Source organism: Acetivibrio cellulolyticus CD2 (assembly GCF_000179595.2).
Lineage (GTDB): Bacteria > Bacillota > Clostridia > Acetivibrionales > Acetivibrionaceae > Acetivibrio > Acetivibrio cellulolyticus.
Genome location: NZ_JH556653.1, coordinates 732,532 through 753,572 on the forward strand (window position 1 = coordinate 732,532; position 21,041 = coordinate 753,572).

15 protein-coding genes are annotated in these 21,041 nt (G+C 34.3%); 9 read left to right on the forward strand and 6 right to left on the reverse strand.

The window, feature by feature from the left end; all coding sequences use genetic code 11:
• On the forward strand, positions 1 to 577 hold a 577-nt coding region (locus tag ACECE_RS26700; RefSeq protein WP_010245208.1), incomplete at its 5' end, for an IS66 family transposase.
• Between the two features lie 27 nt (positions 578 to 604).
• Here ACECE_RS26700 and ACECE_RS0205545 read toward each other — a convergent pair.
• Positions 605 to 1,921 carry a DNRLRE domain-containing protein gene (locus ACECE_RS0205545; RefSeq protein WP_010245211.1) on the reverse strand — a complete coding sequence of 439 codons (1,317 nt, stop codon included), beginning with the start codon at positions 1,919 to 1,921 and terminating at the stop codon, positions 605 to 607.
• Between the two features lie 456 nt (positions 1,922 to 2,377).
• Here ACECE_RS0205545 and ACECE_RS0205550 point away from each other — a divergent pair, with 456 nt between their 5' ends.
• On the forward strand, positions 2,378 to 2,833 hold the full coding sequence (locus ACECE_RS0205550) for a hypothetical protein (RefSeq protein WP_010245214.1): 456 nt from the start codon (positions 2,378 to 2,380) through the stop codon (positions 2,831 to 2,833).
• A 93-nt stretch (positions 2,834 to 2,926) separates the two neighbouring features.
• Here ACECE_RS0205550 and ACECE_RS26705 read toward each other — a convergent pair whose 3' ends face one another.
• The 4 genes from ACECE_RS26705 to ACECE_RS0205570 form a co-directional block, all read right to left on the reverse strand.
• Positions 2,927 to 4,552 carry a type I restriction-modification enzyme R subunit C-terminal domain-containing protein gene (locus tag ACECE_RS26705; protein ID WP_010245218.1) on the reverse strand — a complete coding sequence of 542 codons (1,626 nt, stop codon included), beginning with the start codon at positions 4,550 to 4,552 and terminating at the stop codon, positions 2,927 to 2,929.
• Positions 4,553 to 4,910: 358 nt separating this feature from the next.
• Positions 4,911 to 6,080 carry a Fic family protein gene (locus ACECE_RS0205560; protein ID WP_456048993.1) on the reverse strand — a complete coding sequence of 390 codons (1,170 nt, stop codon included), beginning with the start codon at positions 6,078 to 6,080 and terminating at the stop codon, positions 4,911 to 4,913.
• 70 nt (positions 6,081 to 6,150) lie between these two features.
• Positions 6,151 to 7,242 carry a hypothetical protein gene (locus tag ACECE_RS0205565; RefSeq protein WP_026073711.1) on the reverse strand — a complete coding sequence of 364 codons (1,092 nt, stop codon included), beginning with the start codon at positions 7,240 to 7,242 and terminating at the stop codon, positions 6,151 to 6,153.
• Positions 7,243 to 7,273: 31 nt separating this feature from the next.
• Positions 7,274 to 8,563, reverse strand: a complete 1,290-nt coding sequence (locus ACECE_RS0205570) for an ATP-binding protein (RefSeq protein WP_010245224.1) — start codon at positions 8,561 to 8,563, stop codon at positions 7,274 to 7,276.
• A gap of 353 nt (positions 8,564 to 8,916) precedes the next feature.
• Here ACECE_RS0205570 and ACECE_RS0205575 point away from each other — a divergent pair, with 353 nt between their 5' ends.
• From ACECE_RS0205575 to ACECE_RS0205605, 7 genes are all read left to right on the forward strand, one after another.
• On the forward strand, positions 8,917 to 9,783 hold the full coding sequence (locus ACECE_RS0205575; RefSeq protein ID WP_010245225.1) for a PP2C family protein-serine/threonine phosphatase: 867 nt from the start codon (positions 8,917 to 8,919) through the stop codon (positions 9,781 to 9,783).
• A 57-nt stretch (positions 9,784 to 9,840) separates the two neighbouring features.
• Positions 9,841 to 11,130 (forward strand): VWA domain-containing protein, encoded by a 1,290-nt coding sequence (locus tag ACECE_RS0205580; protein WP_010245226.1) that lies wholly within the window; start codon positions 9,841 to 9,843, stop codon positions 11,128 to 11,130.
• A gap of 33 nt (positions 11,131 to 11,163) precedes the next feature.
• Positions 11,164 to 11,685: an FHA domain-containing protein gene (locus ACECE_RS29090; protein ID WP_010245227.1), complete on the forward strand. Its 522-nt coding sequence runs from the start codon at positions 11,164 to 11,166 to the stop codon at positions 11,683 to 11,685.
• A 90-nt stretch (positions 11,686 to 11,775) separates the two neighbouring features.
• Positions 11,776 to 12,756 carry a hypothetical protein gene (locus ACECE_RS0205590; protein WP_010245228.1) on the forward strand — a complete coding sequence of 327 codons (981 nt, stop codon included), beginning with the start codon at positions 11,776 to 11,778 and terminating at the stop codon, positions 12,754 to 12,756.
• A gap of 7 nt (positions 12,757 to 12,763) precedes the next feature.
• Positions 12,764 to 14,941 (forward strand): serine/threonine-protein kinase, encoded by a 2,178-nt coding sequence (locus tag ACECE_RS0205595; protein ID WP_010245230.1) that lies wholly within the window; start codon positions 12,764 to 12,766, stop codon positions 14,939 to 14,941.
• Positions 14,942 to 15,026: 85 nt separating this feature from the next.
• Positions 15,027 to 16,253 carry an outer membrane protein assembly factor BamB family protein gene (locus ACECE_RS0205600; RefSeq protein ID WP_010245233.1) on the forward strand — a complete coding sequence of 409 codons (1,227 nt, stop codon included), beginning with the start codon at positions 15,027 to 15,029 and terminating at the stop codon, positions 16,251 to 16,253.
• 240 nt (positions 16,254 to 16,493) lie between these two features.
• Positions 16,494 to 20,480, forward strand: coding sequence for an S-layer homology domain-containing protein (locus ACECE_RS0205605; RefSeq protein ID WP_010245235.1), 3,987 nt, complete (start codon positions 16,494 to 16,496; stop codon positions 20,478 to 20,480).
• Positions 20,481 to 20,591: 111 nt separating this feature from the next.
• On the opposite strand, the gene ACECE_RS32545 is transcribed toward ACECE_RS0205605, so the two are convergent.
• A complete protein-coding gene (locus ACECE_RS32545; RefSeq protein WP_162862492.1) occupies positions 20,592 to 20,744 on the reverse strand; it encodes a hypothetical protein in 153 nt (50 codons plus the stop codon).
• Between the last annotated feature and the right edge of the window lie 297 nt (positions 20,745 to 21,041).

The following is a 21,041-nucleotide window of genomic DNA, read 5'->3' on the forward strand; positions in this document are numbered from 1 at the left end:
AAAGTCATTGCCAAAAGAGGTTAAAGATAAACCGTGTGTTGCAAAAGAAGGACTTCAATTTTGCAACAGACTTTATAGTATTGAGCATGAGCTTGAAGATGCGAGCCCAGACGAAAGATATGAAGGCAGACTCAAAAAAAGCAAGCCTATATTGGATGAGTTTTACAAATGGCTCAAGCAGCAAAGACCTCGAATTACACCTAAGAGTGCCACTGGTAAAGCTGTTAATTATTGTTTGAACCAATGGGATAAGCTTAATAATTACTTACTTGATGGTAGACTTTATTGCGATAATAACATTTCGGAACGGAGTATAAAAGGATTTGTTATATCACGTAAAAACTTCCTGTTTTGCAATACTCCAAGCGGAGCTACCTCAAGTGCAATGATTTACAGTATTATTGAAACTTCCAGAGCAAATAATCTTAAGCCTTTTGAATATCTGACTTATTTGCTGGAAACGCTTCCAAATGTAGATGTCAAAGATCAGAGTGTGCTGGATTCCTTAATGCCTTGGTCGGATGATTTGCCTGAATCCTGCAGACTTAATAATAAGATTTTACAACAGAAGGAGTAGTAATTGTAGACGGGTTGTATTTTACGCTTACATATATGTAAGGTTGTATTTGTACCAACCTGATGACTTGACTATTTTATAGTCAAGTAACCAATTTATATTCCGCATACTGTTACTTAAATAACTGTTGTAGGTTACCGTTGTATCACTCCAGGCTGATTCAAGGGGATAGGCATCAATTCTAGTAGGGTAAGTCGTTCCAGACGCTTCATACACAAAATATTCAGCCTTTGTGACAGCGTCAGGATTTATTGTAGTCGGCAGGGAACTGGAATTAAAATTGAATTTTACAAGAGTAACTGCATTGATGCCATACTCGCCGCCACGGTTACCAACATAATTATATGCATCTGCATAAAAATTCTGTGTATTGGGTTGGGCTGCATAAATTGTAGTATCCATGTGGTTGGAGCTGTATACCGATAGAATTGGATCGATAACAACAGGGTAAACGGTGGTGGCGCTTTCAAGGAAGTCTTTATCTACCGTTACAGTAAGGACATATGTATTTTCATCTTCAGCAGGAGATATGGAGAGTTTGTTATTGATAGTAAAGTGCTTGTCGTTGTTTTCATTAGTGCCTTTATATGAATCCCTTGCATCAACCTGCCCCAATACTGATACAATCTCTCCTGTAGAAGGATCTTTCAGTGGAATGGAATTGCCACTTTCAAAAGCAGGTACAAGACCATCTGTATTAATTGTAAACTCAAATATATTGTTGCCTGAATATTTCTCCAATACGATATTTTCCTTTAATCCGGTATATGTAGGGACGTACTGGAGTTTTGTACCTTCGCCGAACACATTGGAATATTCAACTACATTTTCAACTTCATTGTTAAAAGAAACCTCTTTATTCTCTGCATAAGCATTGTTAATGTTTCCGGCTGGCGAAAAGGATACTTGGTATTTGTCATCGCTTAAAAGGACGCCTTCAGCAATGTTTTCAGGGAAATAGGTCTTTATCCGGTTCCCCTTGTTCGTATAGGCAAAACTTTTCCCTTTTATTTTCCTTTTTTTGCTGTGTGAAACGATTGAATTGTCAATATATTGAATACTGCCGCCATCATCAACATATTTGACCGGAAATTGATAAGTACACACGGTGTGTTGGCCGTCGGTATTGACAACATCAATGGAATAAAGGTCAGTCTTGCCAATATTGGTGATTCCTTTGACATTATCTGTCTTTAATACTTTTTTAATGTTTTTCGGTACTGAATCCAGGTCGAATGTTGAAATATTCTCTTCATCTGCAGTTTGAGCTGTAGAAATAACACTGGCCGGTAAAGATGAAAAGCACAGCATAACCATAAGAAATAAAGCTAAACTCTTTTTCAAATGCATAACCCCCCATTGTTTAATAGAATTTTAATTTTTTGGACTAAGTAAGAACCCATTTCCAATTTAGTTTTGTAGAGTTTCAAAGGATTTACCTTTGAAAAAACAGCCTATATGCATATAATAACTGGTTATGAATCGCTACTTAGTGTCATTATAATATAAAAGGACTTAACGTTTAAACTTATTATAACAAATCACCCTGTCGAAATAAAGGAAATTAAGGAAATAAAGGAAATTAAGGCACCAGTTGAACCAGGTTCAAATGTTTCAGGTTATAAAGCTGGGTATCAAAGGCTCAAAAACCTGACAAAAAAGCTTAGACTTGCTGCAATGAATAGTTAACTAAAATCTCTTTCATAGAAATTGCAGAATATTAATTCTTTATGATATAATTGTCATGTAGAATTTGTAATCCTCGATATATAGAGTAGCCTTACAAAAAGGAGCGTGTATATGAAGAAAAATAGTGAAATAAACCCTTTGGCTGTAAAAGATGATGAAGATAATCAGAAAATTCTTTACAAAGATCGACAGTCAGAAAGCTTGGGCAAAAGGTTCGTTTATTTTCTTGTGGGATTAGCACTTTTTTGTGGGGGTATTTTTTTGATATTTCAAAATACTACCCTATATACAAATTTTACTCTTCTTGACATAATGGGGTTTACTCCACCTTTTGGTATTGTTCTTATACCTTTTATCATAGGGGTAGGAGTCTTGTTTTTTAATGAAAAGTCAATTATTGGCTGGTTTTTGACCATATTGGGGTTAGTTACGATTGTTTTAGGTATTATTATGGGATTGAAGATATACTTTAAGCCTGTATCACTTTATCAGGGTCTTATAATGTTTGGAATGGCTGCGGCAGGAGCAGGCTTGACGCTAAAGGCTATTTACGGGCGAAAATCATAGAATGCCGACATGGAAAGAGCAAAAAAATCGCCCAAAAACCTCATAGGGCAGTTCAAATAGCTTGCTATCATAATAGTTAGCTTTCCATCTCCGCTAGCTTATAATTCTAGTGGCATTGTCTTTAACCTCATTAACTATATTAACAAATTCCTTTCGCTTATCCTCATCGAACAATTTGATAAAGCTTTGGGGCTTGTCAAAAGGCGGTCTGGTAAGCTCAGCTATGCTCTCAACATAACCATTTTGCTCTATATAGTCAATCACTTTGTTTACAAATGCTATCTGATTTGCATTAAGCTTCTGATCATTTATAAACGAAGAAAAAACTTCCATAGCTGCATTCCTCTCAAGTTTGGCAACCCTTCTTACAAGCAATCCAAAGGGTGTATCATGAAAATTCTTTTCATAATCCTCTTTAGTTCCAAGTTCCCCGGTAAATATTTTTTCCAGCATCTTATAATCGCCTTCACTTAGAGGAATATTGTTTCTCAGTTTGTGAATAGCTATATTATCCTTGTTTTCCTCTATGTATTTGTTGACTTTCAGCTTGTAATTCTCAAAGGTATAGTCAGATTGGAAGCTTTTCATTACTGTGCGTTCCAGATCTACATCTGCAAGGTTTGTATAAATATAATTGCGCCCGTCTAAGACTGCAAATTTCATAAGCTCCCTAAGCTCTGTGCGGATTCTTTCAAAATTTAAAATATCGCATTTATCCCAAAACTCATTTTCCCTCACTTCTTTAAGTAATGGTATTTTTCCCTTAACCTGAGGAAGTGTAGATTTCTTATCCAAAAGTATCGATACTTTTGAAACAACAGTGTTTTTTAACCGTGTAATGCTTTTATTATCTAATTGGGCAAGCATCATGCCATACATCAGATTATCAAATTCAACAGCCTTATCATCATTGTCATCCATAAATACAAGATCTGCAATGTTTTCAATAAGGTCACTCTTATCCTTTTCAGTAAGGCATAGAAAAGCGTCTTTCATCCTGTATTTATCAACAAATTTACGCTTCAATTGCACATCAACCCTCTCAGGCACCAGTGCTAATATCTGTCCAACGACTTCATCTATTAATGAATTTCTTAATCTCTGGTATTGTTCTTCACTAAACGCTGAGTCCTGCATGTGAAAAATCAGCCTTACTCTCTTTGCGAAAATACTTGCCTGTGTTGAAGTATTTGCCGTTGGTTCAATACCATTTTTGTTTTCTCTGAAATACTCGAAATTTCTCAGATAGTCAAAGATATAAAAGTTCTCTTTATCCTTGCCTTTTCCAAACAAATCCGGCCTAATCCTTGTACCTCTGCCTATCATCTGCCAGAACTTGATTTTTGAACGTACGCGCTTAAAGAACACAAGGTTTACAATCTCCCTGACATCGATTCCCGTATCGAGCATGTCTACAGATACTGCAATATGCGGCTCTTTCAACGGATTTTTAAACTGCTTGATTAAATCCTGGGCATAATCATCATCACACACAACACGCTTGCAGAATTCGCCATTATACTCAGGATAAAGAATATTAAACCTGTCAACAATATACTGCGCATGAGTTTTGTTTTGAGCAAATATAATTGTTTTTCCCAACCTATTACCGCTTGCATCCTTCAAACCATTTGTCATAAGATCGTTGATAACGTTATCAACGGTGTTTTGGTTGAAAATAAATCGATTGATTTCCGGGGCCGGTATCTCGTCCGGCATTTCTCCATCTTCATCGGTAAAATCCTCTTCGTACCTTTCCTTATCCGCAGTTTTGAATCTTTATAATCAGTAATTACGCAAATTTTTATGAAGCTTGTCATAAGATTTTGCCCGGGCAACTACTGAAATGAATAGAAAAGCTGCTGAAAAGATTACAACCAAAGAGAATTCAGTGTTTAAAGAAGAAACTTTCAAGTACGCAAATAATGATGACATAATTAAGCAATTATATGGACCTTAACAACTTCCACTTCGATGAATCCATATAACTTTTCGCATTTTCACTATCCTTCATGCACCTTACATACCCTCTCAGCGTTGCATGAACCGCAATTCTAACCATATAAAAAGGACAGAATCACTTCTCATAATCAGTATTTCTGATATATGCTGTGTTTTTCCCCGCTCCAGTCTTTATTATATATCCGTCCTTCAGCAGTCCATTAAGTGTGACCTCTATTGTTGAAGTGCTTATATCCGGACACTTTTCATGAATATCCCGTTTGGACAGTCTCTTCAAGGTATTTTCAAACAGCAGCCTTATTCTCTCCGGCTTTGATAAGTTCCGGTTCTTCAGGTGCTCAACTCTTGAAGAAAATTCTTTATATGCACTTAGAATAATCTCCAAATAATACTTAACAAAAGGAAAATAATTATTTTTTCCTTCATGCCAAAACTGAGAACTTGACTGCAGCACGTCATAATAGGTTTCCTTTGTTTTTTCGATAATCATTTCCATACTTATATATTTACCAACTATATATCCTGATCTATACAGTAGCATAAGAGTCAACAGTCTGCTCATCCGTCCATTTCCGTCATTGAACGGATGTATGCATAAGAAGTCCAAAATAAACATTGGTATTAGGAGCAAAGGGTCATGCTTTTCTTCATTTATTGCCTCAATAAATGTATCCGTCAGCCTTTCCATTGCTTCCGGTGTATCAAATGAAGATATTGGCTCAAATCGAATCTTTTTATTGCCTTCAACGTCTGTTTCAGCAATAACGTTATCAGAGTTTTTATACCGTCCTCCAATTGTTGAAGGACTGAATTGGTAAAGATCTCGGTGCAGCTGTAAAATAATGTTTGTTCTCGGTGTCATGTAATCATAGTTTTCATGAATCAACTGCAGTACTTCTCTGTAGCCTGCTATTTCCGATTCCGAACGATTACGAGGTTCAGCCTTGTCTCTAACTATTGCATCAAGGCGCTCATCTGAAGTATATATTCCTTCAATTCTGTTAGAGGCACCAGTGCTTTGAACTTTTGCAATCTCAAGCATTGAGTTTAAGATGTCCGATTTTGCTTCAATGAATAATTCCTGTTTTCCTTTAAACTCATGTATAGCTGATACGAGGTTCATTATTTCGCTGCAAAACAACTCATTTTGTATAATTTTATAGTTAAATCCCCTCATTGTAACACCCACTTTCACATTCTTTCTGCACAACGCACCATGTTTATGCACAATTCTATTACTGTTTTGTGCAGAAGTCAACACAATTATGCACAAAGGAATTTCCATTGTGCATAATTGTGAGCAAAATTTATGCAGAACCATTTCAGCCCAAAAGTTTTAACAAAGTATGAGAAAATTAATTCCAACTAAAATCGGCCGGCTTATCAACTACTTCATAGTCTCCTTCGGTTGATCCCAAGGGAGTTGTCTTTTCAATGGATTGCTTCTCAATATTGTAAACAGCAATCCCTTTTTGACCTGTGAAGTTGTCATCACGAAACCAGTAGGATAGTAAAATCCTGCTGCTGTCAGGGTTCCATTCTATAAATTTGATCCAAGGGTCCGGTCTTTGGTTGCTGCCCACCTTGTAGCCCAATTTGCCGCTGTTATCGCAAATATATTGAAACAGAGGAATGTTGTATACTTCTCTGCTTTTAACATTTACAACCAACATTTCGGATTGAATCCTGCCATAAGGATTTGCAAACAGCCATTTGTCATCGGGTGACCACCCGATATCACCTATACTATAACTTTCAACAATGCAATTGATTTCCCCATTGTCAATAATCCATAGTTTACCATCACCATACCCTGAACCATGAAATTTTGTGAACAGGTATCTATTACCTTTATGACTTTTTACCAGATATTTATTGTTATAGGTCCTTTTAATAATTGAAATACTTAAAGCTGCAGAATCCTGAATAGAATTCTCATCCTTAAGGAGCCTGTTCAAAGGCTCAAGGGCATTTTTAATGCCAGGCTTGTTATAATACTCAATAACCTTATTTGCACAATACCATCGGATTACGGGATTCTCATGTTTCATTCCTTCACACAGAAATAAAATCGGGTCGGTCTCCTTATTGACGGCTTCTTCCAGCCAATTAATAGTATCATATGCATATTCTATGCTATCTCCCGATTTTTCTGTAAGTTTATCCCACTTATCTTTATATGTTTTATCATTATCTTTTGCAGGTGTCGGGCTGGCATAACATGCAGTACTTTCAGGACTGATTGTATTCATAACTGCGGGTGAAGAATTTCCAGTAGGATTTTCAGTAACCTCCATTTTTACCGGTGTAACCTGTTGTAATTGAATTTCACCCGAGTTACTGTCAGGTGTATCAGTGGAAACCTGTGTGATGTTCCCTTTATTGCTGCATCCGAAAAGTATAAAAAAGCAACCTGAAATAATTAAATACATTAAAGCTTTTTTCATAAAGGTCTCCTGATTCATGTAATATATAACTTCAAATACAAAACACAGCATACAGCGGAACTGCTTTGACCTTATCTGTCATACCAAAGTTCTTTGAAGAAACTCTTATAGGAATAGCATCTCCATACTTCTGACTAAACACTCCAAGACTTTTCGATTTGGTATGCTCCCCTTTCTTGACCTCAACACCATATATACGGTTTTCCTTCTGAATCACAAAATCAAGCTCAGCTGAATGTTCACTGCTCCAGTAAAAAATATTGTAACCCTTTGCTGTCAATTCCTGTGCAACGTAATTTTCAGTCATAGCACCTACAAATATATTACCATCACCCGAAAGTATACTCTGATGAGAAATACCCGATTTCAAGCCCAAAAGCCCTACGTCACCCATATAAAGCTTGAAGGATGACAAATCAGCATATACTGCTATAGGCTCAAAAGCATGCTCAATCTTCTGGCATTTCAAAACAACTCCTGCAAGAGACAACCATTCAATAGATACTCCGAATACAGAAGCACTTCCGCCCTTCTGCACAACCTTATACTGAAACTTTTTATTGTCTTTTGCAAGCTGTGTTGGAATAGAATTATAGCAAGCCCTTATTTTTACGCTTTCTGTATTGCTTGAATATTTCGCCATATCAGCAATATAGTTATCTAAAATCTCTTTTTGAATATTAGGAACATCCAATAGCTTTTTGTTTTTATTAAAAGCATTTATACATGCTGGCATACCTCCAATAATAAGATACATGCGATAGAGTTCAATTGCCTTTTTATGAAGGCCTTCAGGCATAGGTTCCATACCATCAAAACAACGTTTTATCTCTTTAATCAAAAGTTCTTCATTCATAGCAAAAAGAAATTCCTCAAAGTCAAAGGGATATAGAGTTATTGTTTCCACCTTACCTACAGGAAACGAATAGTTTTGCCTGTTAATTGCAACTCCAAGTAAACTTCCTGCAGCAACTATATGAAATTCAGGAGCATCCTCACAGAAATACTTTAAAGATGTAAGAGCACGCTCACAGGATTGTATTTCATCAAGAATAATCAGAGTCTGCCCTGGAACAATTTCCTCTCCTACTGTCGCTTCAAGATAACGAATTATCTTTTCCGGTGATATTGTTTCTGTAAAATATGAAGCAACTGCATAATTTATCTCCAAATTTATATACACTACATTTTTATAATATCGATATCCAAATTCACGCAATATATATGTTTTTCCAACCTGACGAGCACCATTGATTATTAATGGCATTCTGTCGGATTTATCTTTCCATTCTAGAAGTTTTTGTTCAATTTTTCTTTTCATAGGCAAGCACCTCCAATATCAAAATTATATTCTTCAAATATTTTTACGTCAAGAAAAATCAGAAAATTCTGATTTTTCTTGACATAAAAATATTTCTCTATAATTTCAACCAAACCAAATAAAGTTGTGGAACTGTAAAGTATAACTATCTAAAAAAAATAGATATAAACCATAACGTCTTATTTCCCATTTAATTACATTCGCCCATTTCCTCATTTGTTAGGTAACAAGCAGGACCTGATGCTGGAAATTCCAGCACCCAATTTTTATAAATAAAGCAGGGGTTTTACCTAATTTATAGAAATACTATTGCAGCTATAATTGTATATTGCTTATAATAAAGGAGACCCAATATGAGATTATGTAATTGTAAAGAAGGCGAAAGCAGCCCTGATGTTGACGGATACTGTGAGAACTGTGGACTTCTGTGCAAACCTAAACTTAATAAAGTGCTTAAGGATAATTCCAGAAATCATTTTGAAATTTCAGCCACTCCAAATCTAGCTTTAGTAAGTAGTATAGGTTTAAATCATTGTGAAAATCAGGATTACGGTAATGTCCTTATTAAAGATGAAAATATCGTTATGGTAGTGTCTGACGGTGTTTCAGCTACAGAAGATGCATCTTACGCTTCAACTACAGCAGTTAATACCGTCTGTGGTCTATTATTGGAATATACTCCTGATACTGACCCTAAGGAAGTTATGAGAAATGCCATAGAGACTGCTAATATCGAAATTCAAAAAAAGCATAGTACTGAAGGCTTTTCTATAAGTGCTGAATGTACTGTTGTTGCTGCATTAGTTGTGAATAATACCGTTACTATAGGCTGGGTTGGAGACAGTAGAGCATATATGATATGTGACAAAGATATTAAACTTACAATTGATGATTCTTGGCTCGAAGAAACAGTAAGCGCTGGCAAAATGAGCTATAAGGAAGCTTTAGAAAATAAATTTGTTCACTGCATTACTCAATCATTAGGGACGAGTAACCAGGATGTTGATATTCATATAATTCAAACAGAGATTGAAAAGGGCCAGCTATTGCTTCTTTGCTCTGATGGTCTGTGGAATTGTTTTGAAAATGATAATAGTTTTATAGACCATGTTAATGAATACAACTTGGAAGATTTGTTAATTCTCTGCAATAGCTTTGTTGATAAAGCAAAACTGCTTGGCAGTAATGATGATATAACTGTGGCTATTTATAAATACTAATACCAGTTTTATCCCTTAGTAAATTGTTATATTACCTAATAGAATGGAGAAATAAAAATGGATTTTAAAATGTCAAATTATTATAACCCTTACCTCCCTGTTATGTCTAGAAAAGTTGATGCCATAATCAGCATTGAAGCAAAAGAAAAAGAAGAAGCACTTGGTTTATCCGATAAACAACAAATTAAAGAAGCCATTATTTTTATTATAGATACCTCAGGGTCAATGGCAGGCGGTAAAATTGAAAATGCCATTAAAACTCTCCATACATGCATAGACTTGCTTGATGATTCCTGCCATTTCTGTATTCTCACATTTTCTGAAAGTACTACTACTATATTTCCTATGGAGAAATCAAGTATTGAGGCAAAAGAAAAAGCTCATATATTGGTTGCGGACATAAAAGTATACGGAGGAACAAAATTGTCTGCTCCTTTAAATACAGCCTCATTGGTTTTTGCGGGGTATGATGACTATTTAAAAATTGCTTATTTCGTTACTGACGGTAATAACTCACAGTCAGATATTAACAACCTTAACCTTGCTCTTAAAAGAAATAAGGGTAAATTCCACCTCAGCTGTTGGGGCCTCGGCACAGACTGGAATCCAAAAGAACTTAAAAGGATAGCAGATAATTTTGCCGGAACAGCAGAAGCTATAACAGCACCTGACGAAATGGCCTCAAAATTCCAGAAATCCCTTAGTGAACTTTTTTCAAAGTCAATTTTAAAAGCAACATTAAAACTTCAAGTCCCAAAAACCATTAGAATTAACAATATTAAGCAGATGAGCCCTGAAATACTTGATATTACTGAATATTTAAAAACGGTTGATGAAAAAAACTATGAAATATCTTTAGGGCCTTGGGGGCAAGAAATCAGAGACTATCATATTTCTTTTGAAGTTGAACCGCAAGAAGAAGGTGAAGAAATGCTGGTATGCAGGCCTAAAATTTCTTATATAACGGATAATGAAGAGAAAACATTTGATGGACAAAGAGTTGTTATTACATGGACCTCTCGAGTGGATTTATCTTCAAAAGAAAATGAAGAAGTAGAACATTTTAAAGGACAAGAAGAACTTTCTATAACAATTCGAAAAGGCTTGGATGCAAAAAATATGGGAGATACAGAACAAGCAACGCTCTTGCTTGGCAAAGCATACAAACTCGCAAATGAATCAGGTAATGATGAAGCGACAATGAGGCTTAAGAAAGTAATTGAAGTGCTCGATGAATCGGAAGGCACAGTACGGCTTCGTTCGAGTGGTAAATTAGAAAACAAAGCGGCGGACTTGGAACTTGACCTTGGCGGTACCAGAACTGTCAGAAGGCGTATTGCCGAATAAATTAAAGTGTAATATTAAGGAGAATAGTTTCTTATGGCAGAAGAAATCATTGTTTGCCCGGAATGTGGAATAGATAAAATTGAAAAATCTGAATTTTGTGAGGTTTGCAAATATAACTTTGTAATGGGTGAAGCTTACAAACCGGCAATTGGAACTCGTACAATATTAAGAAATACATTTAATAAGCATGAGGTTTATTTTAATATAGTTATCAACTATGATAAAGCACTTTGCGAAAAGGATTTGCTTAAAAAATTCCCTTTAAACGCATCTCCAATAGTTGTTCCCTTAGATTTACAAGAGACTTTAATAGGCAGGAGTTCTACTGAACAAGGGATTTTTCCCCATATAAATATTAATGATCCTGGTGTTTCACATCGGCATCTAAAATTAATATATAATAAAGAAGGAAACCTCGAAGTTTTGGATTTAAATACTTTAAACGGAACAAAACTAAATAGCAATGACCTTGAACCAGGCGTAAATATTTCACTACAAGACCAAGATGAACTGATAATCGGCATTTGGACAAGAATAAAAATTCAAAAGGTCTAGTGCTTTTTGACATTAATTCTGTTACAGCGCACTCGAATTAATGGTTAATAGTATCTTTTTGAAACTGCTTGATAAGGAGTATTTCTTAGTATGAAAAAGATTTTAGAAAACTGGCTTGATAAAATTTCTGTCACAGGCAAAAATATAATTGAATTAAAAAATTCAGATTCTTATAAAATGATTTCAGAAATGCTGAATTCTTGTGATACTCCATTTATAGGTATTACCAGGAATAAAGCCTTAAGTATTATTGAAGATATAGATATCCTTTTTATTAATTATTCCAATCTGACTGATTTAGTACATAGTATTGAAGCATTAAGTGAAAACCAGCACATTTTTAACAGTAACATGGAAAAAATAAAAGCTCTAATTGAGGGTGATTCTTTGACAATTACATCTAAAGCTGTTCCTGTCGAAGAACGCGGATTATTCGAAAATACATGTAATGAAATAAAAATAACACCGGAAAAAATGTTTGAGCACCTGGAATTTTCATTCAAAAATATTTGCAACAATATAAAAATAATTGTCGATGCTGTAAGAAAAGCAGAAATTTTAAGCAATAAAACTAATGAACGCTACAAATCTCTTGAAAATAGAGCCAATATATTAAATTACCCAATATCGAAATTTGATTTCGATGGATTAATCCTCGAATTGAAAACGAACCCTTTAGATATACAAGCTGTAACAGATAAAATCAACCTGCTGTTTAGCAAATTTGAACTTGAATTATCTGATGCTTCGGATGAATATAATTATCTTGACTTGTTATTTAACAGTGTAGACAGTAAAATAAAAGAACTAAACAATTTAACCTCAAAATCAAGACAAATAACTGGTGAAAATCTTGGGCAATTAGCCCTTAGCAAAACCTTGATAAAACCCTTAGACAATTCCCGTATGGAATTTATAAATGCCTGGGTTTATGATTTAAAAAAATATTTTAAGCTTGGCAAATACAAACCTGTAAAAATCGGGCTTACAAAGTTAAATGAAGAATGTATATTGCTTTTGGGCAGTGAAAAGCGGATTTTTGATGATAATATAAGGGTGCTAAAAGGATGATAATTATATGATTAAATGTAAATTTAAAAATTGCTACGGTACAGTAATTGACGGGTTTTGTGATGAATGTGGAAGACCACAGTCGGATGAAGACAAAGTAATTAAGTTATCGGATGACAATCAAAACAATTCGCAAGTTTTTGCTTCTTCAAAGCCTTTAGTACCGGCATATACAAGAAAAATAAATCGCTCTATAGATAAAAATAATCCTCTCGGCTTAGGCTTAGTTAACATTTCTCCGCCCGAGCCTATAAGACCGTTGAGTTTGTTGATGAAAATGCCCTACTTACAGGAAAACAAGATATTTTGTCCCTGGTGTAAACATAAGATAACTGAAGCTTCTGGAACTTGCAAGACTTGTGGCAAATTATACGATTGTATGCCTTCATTAAAAACTGGCGATATTATTTTTGACAGATACGAAATCAAAGGCCCTGTAGCACTCGGTGGAATGGACTGGATATACTTAGCCTTTGATAAAATCCTTGAAAGATGGGTTATTATTAAAGGGCTGATTAATAAGTATGATGATAGTTCCGTAGAAATAGCCCGCAATGAGCGTATTGTTTTAGGTGCAACAAACCATCCGAATATAGTAGAAATCTATGACTTCATAAATTATAATAATGAAGGTTTTATCGTAATGGAGTTTTGCGGTGGAAAAAGTATAGGCACAATGCTAAAAGAAAATACTACAATTCCGGTCAAAGAAGCTATCTGCTATATAATAAGAATACTTCCCGCTTTTTCATATCTGCATTCAAGAGGTTTTGTATATTGTGATTTTAAACCTGATAATTGTATGGTTGAAGAGGATGTCAAGCTGGTTGATTTGGGAGGAGTAAGAAAAGTAGATGATAAGAATGCTGCAATATACGGAACCAGAGGCTTTATGGCTCCCGAAGCAGATCAACACCCTATTGAAGTTTCTGACTTATATTCGGTTGGAAGAACTCTTGCAGTTATGATTATGAAATTTGACTATCAAAAAAAATACGAATACTCATTGCCTGAACCAAAAGAGCAACAGATACTATCAGAAAATAAGTCTTTGTATAAGTTCTTACTAAAAGCTACTAATAATGATCCAAATCTAAGATATCAAACAGCTGATGAAATGATTTCACAATTGAAAGGTATCTTAAGAGAAATCGTTTCATTAGAAAGTTATCCAAGGTATAGTAAAAGTGATTTCTTTACATATGATAAACTTATAGACGCTGATGAAACTGAAGGGATTGAAAAATTTAATGCAAAATATATCCCCTCGGTAAAAATTGATCTAAATGACAGCTCTGCTAAATTAATTACCGACATTTACAGTAACATTCCTGAAAACGACCCTCATTTGAGGCTTAAATCAATTATGAGCAGTCAGAAAGCCGATTCAGTTTCTGAATTACATCTTGAAAAGATGACCTTTGAGTTATTATTTAGGATATGTGAACTAAATATTGAAATTGGAAATCTTGATTTGGCTGAATCGCAAATTAAAGTTTTATCACATATTGATAAATATAATTGGAAAGTCAACTGGGTTCTCGGATTATTTTATATCAAAAATAATGACTTTAAATCCGCAATAGTTGAGTTTGAAAAAGTGGATAATGAGATCCCGGGTGAACTTGCTCCAAAGCTTGTTTTGGGTTATTGCTATGAAACAGAGCGGTACTTTCATTTGGCAAAGTCCTATTACGAGCATGTAGCAAAAGTTGATCCCAATTATACGACAGCATGTTTTGGTGCAGCACGCTGCGCAATAAGAGAAGGCCTCCAAAAGCTTGCAATTGAGTTGCTTGAATTGGTACCTAACAGCCATAGCATGTCAACTCTTGCAAATATATCGATTATAAAAGTATTAATGTTGGATAAATCTAATATTGACCTTGATTCAATAAAAACAGCTCAAAAATGTTTTGATAATATCTTGGTCGAAAATGGATTGGTACATCTGGTAAAAGCCCAGTTTTTATCCGAAGTATTAGAACTTTTTAGAAATAACAAAATAAAAGAAAATCCTGGCTTTGTAATTGCAGGATATCGATTAACTCTTGATAATATTAGAAAATGTGCTGAATACGAATATATGAAAGCTTCGGAATATGAAACTGATAAAGAAGAAAAACGTGTCTTAATCAGTCTTGCTAAAAAGTGCAATAATCATTTTTTGGGTGGTCTTTTTTAATGGATTATGTTATTGTGGTGTTGATACTATTATAAAGACTAGATTTTATTTCCAAAAACGCAACTGAAAAGGTAGGTGCATTAAGATGTTGAATAATAATATTATTAAATTACTATTAATTTTTGTAATGGTATTAAATTTAACTGCATGTAATAACGGAAAAAATTTAGGTAATAAGACTAAATCTAGTTCTGTTGAAATATGTGAGCAAACGGGAAAATTTCTGGTTTGTTTATCAATTGATGGATTATTGCAATGTTTGGATATTAGTAATCAAACCGTTTTGTGGAATCAAAAATTCTCGATTTATGGTAAGAATACTTCAAGTCATATTTGTGAAGATAAGTTGATTTTCGCAGTCGGGAATGAATTGATACATATAGACTTAAAAACTGGTAAAAAACTATGGAAATCGAGATTGGACGGTAGTATTAGTTGGATATTTGCGGATGATAATGAAAAATATATAGTAGTCAGTACAGAAAATGATTTGATTTGTTGTTTCGACAAAGAGAGTAATAAAAAATTGTGGTCAAAAAAGTATCGTAACGCAGCACTTTTAGAACCTGTTACATCAGGAGATTCTCTCATTTTCCAATGGCGTTTTAATGGTTCTAAGTATGTTCAGGGGGCAATTGAGCACAAGATTTACTCTGTAGATATTACCAATGGTAATGAACTTTGGGCATATGAATCAAAGACAAGATTACTTCCTAGTCTTTTCACTTCTGAGAATAGTGTTATTTTTAGTGATGCAGAAGGTACAATTACATCTCTTAATAAAGATACAGGTAAAACTATTTGGACGTATGCTACAAACAAAGAGCAACGGGATTTATATTGTAATATGGCTCTTTTTGATAATACATTGGTTTTCTTTCACACCGAAGGTCAAGTGTACTTTTTAGACAAGAATACAGGAAGTAAAACTTACGATGAGACAACTAATAAGGCTATAATTAAGATAAACATATATAATGACATTGCGATAATTGTATGTGATGATGGAACCATTAATTTTTATGACATTATAAATAAAAAGCCGTTAAATTCTTTAAGTACGGCCAGCAAATACTATAAATCAATAAAAATTAAGGATGATTTATTGTACGTGTTAGGAACTGATGGAAGTTTATATGCGTACGGAATTAATGATTATAAAGAGGTTTGGAATTATAAAAGCAGAATAATTGAGTCAGAAATATTCATTTCAGGTAATCAAATAATATTTGTTTCTACAAAAACAGATCGATCTACTGAGTTTGTTATACTTGACCGGCTTACAGGAAAGGAGGTAAAAGTTATAAACTAAAAAAAGTGCTTAGTCATTTTTTAAATAAACAAATGTAAGTTGGAAATTAGATAACTATATATAACGTTGAAAAGTATTTACGTTGCAAATTTACCTCTTATTTTTATTCTAAGAGACGAAATAAATGTAAAAATTTTTTACGTACAGCTCATAGATAGTATGAAGCAATATTTATTTTAGATTTACTAACTTCAGTAATAAGGACTGGTGTTAGCATACAATTTGGGGGGAAAGTAAAAAATGAGAAAGAAATACTCAGTACTAGTAATTTTAGTCTTTTTAATGCAAATCATATTTGCTGATGTCAGTTTTGCTGCGTCGGCACCAACTACTTTAAAAGTATCCGGTTGCTTAACTTACAAGTATAAAAATTCAATGTCAGGCTCAGAAAAAACAGCTCCATTAGAAAATTATACTGTGAAGTTATATGATCAGGATATTGGTCACACTCATTTGATGGGAACTACTAAAACCGATAGCAATGGAAATTTTATTTTCGGAGGGGTCAATGCGAATGATGGATGGCTTGCAGGGGGATTAGATCTATATTTTGTAGTTAAAGCCGAAGATGAGTTTTCATATGTTATGGAAGATGGACTTTTTAAAGATACTACAGAATTCAAGTCAAAACAGGTAGATAACATTACAAAGGATTATAATTTTGGAAATGTTAATATAGGCCTAAATGGTGCATTTCATATAGTAAATACTATTCATAAAGCGGCAGATACATGGATTGATAGTAAGCCCAATTTTGGCTGCTATCCTCCGAAAATTAAAGTGATTTGGAGAAATGGTGAAGAGAATGGTGGAACACGCTGTGGAAAAGACACAATGTATGTTCAGGCAACTGCTTCGGACAGTGATCAATGGGATGCAAATGTAATCTTGCATGAATATGGACACTTTTTAATGCGTAATTTTGCAGAGTCTCCAAAAGGAACCGGGTTAACTCACGTAGGAAGCGGAATTTACAACAAGGGTCTGGCGTATTCAGAGGGGTGGGCAACATACTTCGGACAGTATGTCGATGGCTCACCTAATTACAGTGATTCGAGTTCAAGTAGCGTACTATCAGGTGATATTGAGTTACCAAATCCTAATGTTCCAAATGAAGCCAATGAATATGCTAATTCTGCAACCTTGTGGGATATAACCGATTCGACTAATGAAGCTCATGATTCATTGACTGAAAGTTTTACATATATACAAAATTTGTTACACCAAAAAGTGTCATCTACAGGTAAATACAATCAAGGTCTTTGTGACTTATGGAAAAATTGGTTTGCGAACGGATATGCAAAGGGAAAAGAATATGAAATATGGAAAATTTTCAATAACCATGGAATGCAATTTGATAATGAGCCGCCTAAAGTATCATTTAAAAAACTCGTAAGTCCAAAGATTTCTGCTGATACTGAAGTCGAAGTAAATGCCTCAGATAATATAAAGGTTGAAAAGATAGAGTTTTATGTCGATGGTGTTTTAAAATCAACTTGTAAAAACCCACCGTATAAATTTCTTATAAAGAAGAAAGATTTTTCTAAAGGAAAGCATATACTTCAAGCAAAGGCGTATGACCCTGCAGGTGCTTCTCAGACAACTACAAATAGTGGGTTTCAGATGGTAGAACCAGCGTCTGGCAAAACTTCTGCAAAACCGATTTTGGGTGTGATAACTAATTTGGATTTTGTTACAAATACATTGGTACAGCAAATTAGACTGGCTTTTGGTGTTGCTTACCAGCCGTTTATAATAGATGATGGGGAAGATGCATTAGCTGTTACACAAAAAGGCTGGGATGATATTGGCAGTATTCTTACTGGAATGGGTAAAAGTTTTAGTCAAATAACTGACGAATCGCTGCTAACATATGATAACATTAAAAATTATGATTCTATTTTCTTAAACTGTAATTCATCTGCTTCTAGATATTCAACTGATGCAGCTTCGTCTATTAAGAAATTTGTAGAAGAAGGCGGAACAATATACGCATCAGATTATGCGTATGCTTATGTGAAAGAAGCATTTCCAGGATATTTATTATTTCCGGATACTCCTACTATAGGAAGTGCTCAAAAGGTAAATGCAATAATTACTGATTTGGGAATGGCCAATTACATTGGAATGAATAATATAGAAATAAATTATGATTTGGGTAGTTGGGTTGTGATTGACTCTGTAAGTTCGGAGGTTACAACTCATGTTAAGGGAAGTTATTATGATTATAGTAGTAACGACTTAAAGACTGATAAACCTTTATTGGTTTCCTTTCCGTATGGTAAGGGCAAGGTTATCTATACTACTTTCCATAATGAAAGACAATTAGCAAGTGAAGTGACAAAAATACTTGAATATCTTGTTCTTAAAGTTACACAAAACATTCCTGAAAGCAATGTTAATGATGTTTTGAATTCTTTTGATTATTCCATGTTCAGTACTATGTTTTCAACACTAGATCAAAATGAAGAATCTCAGATATTTAAATTTAGTTGCAAAGAAGGTCGTGACTATATCCTGACAATGGATAGTTATGGCGGATACTATAATATTGATTTGTACAAACCTGATGGAAATTTATATGCTACAATTGAGAATCCTACTCTGTCAAATGGTATACAAATTATGAATCCTGAAGCCGGAGAATGGGGATATAAGGTATCCGCTAAAGAAGTGTATTTTGAAGATACGCCTTTTGTAGTCGGAATCGGTGAAAAGTTAAGGGCTCCAAGTATTGCAAACCTATCAGAACAAACAAATAAAAAGTCTATTGATATAGAGGGTTCTTCTCCAGGATATGCAGGGATCGAATTGAAAGTGGAAAATGGTGAAAACTCTAGCGAGTATAATACCAATGTCTATGATAGTAAGTTTATAATATCTGATGTATTGCTATCCGAGGGCAGAAATGAACTCACTGTAAGTGGGAGTGTATATAACACGAGTGTTAGCAATAGTGTATATGGTGATACAGCTTCAATAATACGTGAATATGTTATAAATTGTGATTTTACAAACCCTCAAATAATATTGGACAATGAATTTACTGAAAATGTGTTTACTGACACTGTTGAGATATCAGGTTCTGTGTCTGAGGATTGTATTGTATCAATTAATGACGAAATTGCTGATATAACTTATGGCAAAGCAGGTACTGCCCCACATTTCAATTTGAATGTAAATCTTATTAAAGGTGAAAATGTTTATACAATAAAGGCGACAGATAAAGCAGGTAATGAATCTATAAAGACTTTAAGGATTATCAGAGACGACAAAATATCATATGAAACAAATGCTCCTAAAATTGTTAGCATGAACTTGTCAGACAATCAGGTTATATCGGATGATTATACGGTAAAAATAATTGCAGAAGATGAAAGTAATTATACTATCATTGCTGCAATTGATGATATTGAATTATCATCTACAAACGGAAATGAGTTTTTAATTAAGAATCAAAATGCGGGACAACATTTATTTAGCTGCACTATTATTGATAGGTGGAACAACGCAACAATTGTTGAAGTACCTTTTTATATAAATGTACAATCATCAACTTCAGAATCAAAACAAGTGCCAACATCAACACCAATCGCTACTCCAACAACGCCAACCAATACCCCTGCTTCTGGAAATGATAAGACAGAAGAACCGGGTAGTGATTTTCCTTCTAGCGTTGTTTTTACAGATTCAATAAATCATTGGGCAAAGGATTATATTGATAGTCTTTACTCGAAAAAGATAATTAGTGGATATCCTGATGGTACAATAAAACCCAATAATGAAATAACTCGTGCTGAAATGGCAGTTATTTTGGCTGAAGCCTTAGGTCTTGATGCAGAATACGCAAAAAAAGCAGCTTATAAGGATATTGACGACATACCTGAATTTGCGATACAAGCAGTAAATGCTTTAAGTGAAAAAGGAATTTTTGTCGGATATGAAGATGGTAGTTTTAGACCAAACAACAAAATAACAAGAGCAGAATTGATTACTTCTGTAGCAATAGCATATAAAATAGAGCCTGTAAGCACAAATAACAAAAGTTTTGTGGACTCTGATGTTATTCCATCATGGGCGGCAGGTCATGTTAATGCTGCTGTTGTGAAAGGGATTATTAAAGGGTACTCAGACGGAACTTTTAAACCCCAAAATAATATTAAACGTGGAGAAGCTTTTGCAGTTATATCGAATTGTTTAGAATTGAGTGACGGAATAGGAAAGTAATAAATAAATTTTTTGACCTGCAAATTGTTGGGGGGCATACGCCCCCTCAACAATTTGAATAAAAATAAAACAAACCTTCGGAATACGGAAATTCATTGTTTTATGCCTAATCTATCTCCAGTGGCTAATTGCTTCTTTAAACTTTTCAGAATATCCCCTATGCCCTGTACATACCAACTGAATATTTTCAAGGCACACCAATTCTCTGATTGATTCCTTATGCTGCATGGCATCCATATTGTAAAGCTCTATTGGACATACCAAAGGATCTGATAATAGTACTTCTATACTATTTTCTATACAATATTTTCAAGGCACGCCAATTCTCTGATTGATTCCTTATGCTGCATGGCATCCATATTGTAAAGCTCTATTGGACATACCAAAGGATCTGATAATAGTACTTCTATACTATTTTCTATACTCTGCCTGACATGATACAATAATAATATCTAAAATTTTGTTTATGTTCGTGCAATTAATATAATTCACTTTCATACCAAATATATACTTTTCTTTTTTTGTGTGGAGAATGATATTGTACCTGGTAGAACAATCGCT